Source organism: Kitasatospora sp. NPDC058965 (genome assembly GCF_042741245.1).
In the GTDB taxonomy this organism is placed as follows: domain Bacteria; phylum Actinomycetota; class Actinomycetes; order Streptomycetales; family Streptomycetaceae; genus Kitasatospora.
Map to the genome: position 1 here is coordinate 1 of NZ_JBHYKG010000610.1, position 1,235 is coordinate 1,235.

The window sequence follows — 1,235 nt, forward strand, 5'->3', positions numbered from 1 at the left end:
GACCTGAACCGGAGCTCCGGCCGTCGCGCAGCCGCATCCACCGGCACCGCACGAGGAGGAGCCGCACCCGCGCACCTCCCGGCGACGGCCTGCCCACCAGGTCCCGCCCGCGAGCACGGCCAGGGCGCCGGCGATCGCCGGGAGCCATCCGACCACCGCCCCGGCGCCCGCACCCACCACACCGGCGGTGATCAGGACGGGCAGCGCGCAGCAGGCCAGGCAGGCGAGTACGGCGAGCGCCCCGAGGGCCTTCGACGCACGGGCAGCGGGTTCATCAGCAGCAGGGGTCGGCACGGCGGTTCTCCTCGGCGAGGTCGGTGAACGGGATGGGGCAGCACGAGCTGGTGGCGCACCGGGTGAGGTCGTCGCAGCCGGCGTCGACAGCGGCGACGAGCGCCTCGCGGATGGTGGCGAGGTCGGCGATCCTCGCGTCGACCTCGGCGAGCTTGGTCCGGGCGCGCTCCTGCAGCCCGGGGACGGGGCGGCCGTGGCGGTGCCGGCCGGTCTCCAGCAGCTCGGCGACCTCCTCCAGCGTGAAGCCGAGCCGCTGGGCGGCCTTGATGACCCGCAGCGCGGTGACCGCGTCCTGGTCGTACAGGCGGTGGCCGCCGGAGCTGCGGGCCGGCTCGGCCAGCAGGCCGCGCCGCTCGTAGTAGCGCAGGGTCTGGACGTTCACCCCGGCCGCCTCGGCGACCTGTCCGGAGCGCAGGCCCTCGGTCCTCACGGCCGGCCGCCCTCAAGACGTGCCTGCAGGGCGTCCAGCACCTGCTCGTGCCGGGCGTCCACCTCGACGTCCAGGTGGACCTCCGGCCCCGTGCTGACGGTGAAGGTGAAGAACGAGCAGCAGCCGCCCTCACGGTCCGCCAGGTCCCGCGCCCACTCCCCCACGCCCGCGCGACCGGCGAGCACCAGGTGCAGCCGCGTGCGGTCGGGGCGGGTCGACGCGGTCAGGCACGTGGCGAACAACCGGTCCCACTCCGCCACCCGCAGCGGTTGCTGCTCCGTGGGCAGCGTGCAGGACGCCGGTACCCAGCTCAGCCCGGTCATGGCTCGCTCCTCGCTCCGGACTCCGTGTCCGTGTCCGTCTCCGCGCCGTGCGCCCGGGGACGTCTCCGACGGTAAGCCTGTACCCGGGTACCGGATGCAAGCCGACCGGGCCGGGCCGAGGGTGGCCTCCGGTCGGTGCGTCGGGCCGCCCGGCTGACGCACACCGGGGTGCCCGGCCGGAGCAGTGG

General features: G+C 75.7%; 3 protein-coding genes. All 3 read right to left on the bottom strand.

Features of this window, described 5'->3' with window-relative positions; all coding sequences use genetic code 11:
• Positions 1-294, bottom strand: a 294-nt coding sequence (locus ACFW1A_RS40575; RefSeq protein WP_380418771.1) for a hypothetical protein, incomplete at its 3' end; no start/stop codon positions are given.
• Positions 275-724: a MerR family transcriptional regulator gene (locus tag ACFW1A_RS40580; RefSeq protein ID WP_380418773.1), complete on the bottom strand. Its 450-nt coding sequence runs from the start codon at positions 722-724 to the stop codon at positions 275-277. The genes ACFW1A_RS40580 and ACFW1A_RS40575, both read right to left, overlap by 20 nt.
• Positions 721-1,047, bottom strand: coding sequence for a hypothetical protein (locus ACFW1A_RS40585; protein WP_380418775.1), 327 nt, complete (start codon positions 1,045-1,047; stop codon positions 721-723). The genes ACFW1A_RS40580 and ACFW1A_RS40585 overlap by 4 nt, the downstream gene beginning before the upstream one ends.
• Positions 1,048-1,235 lie beyond the last annotated feature (188 nt).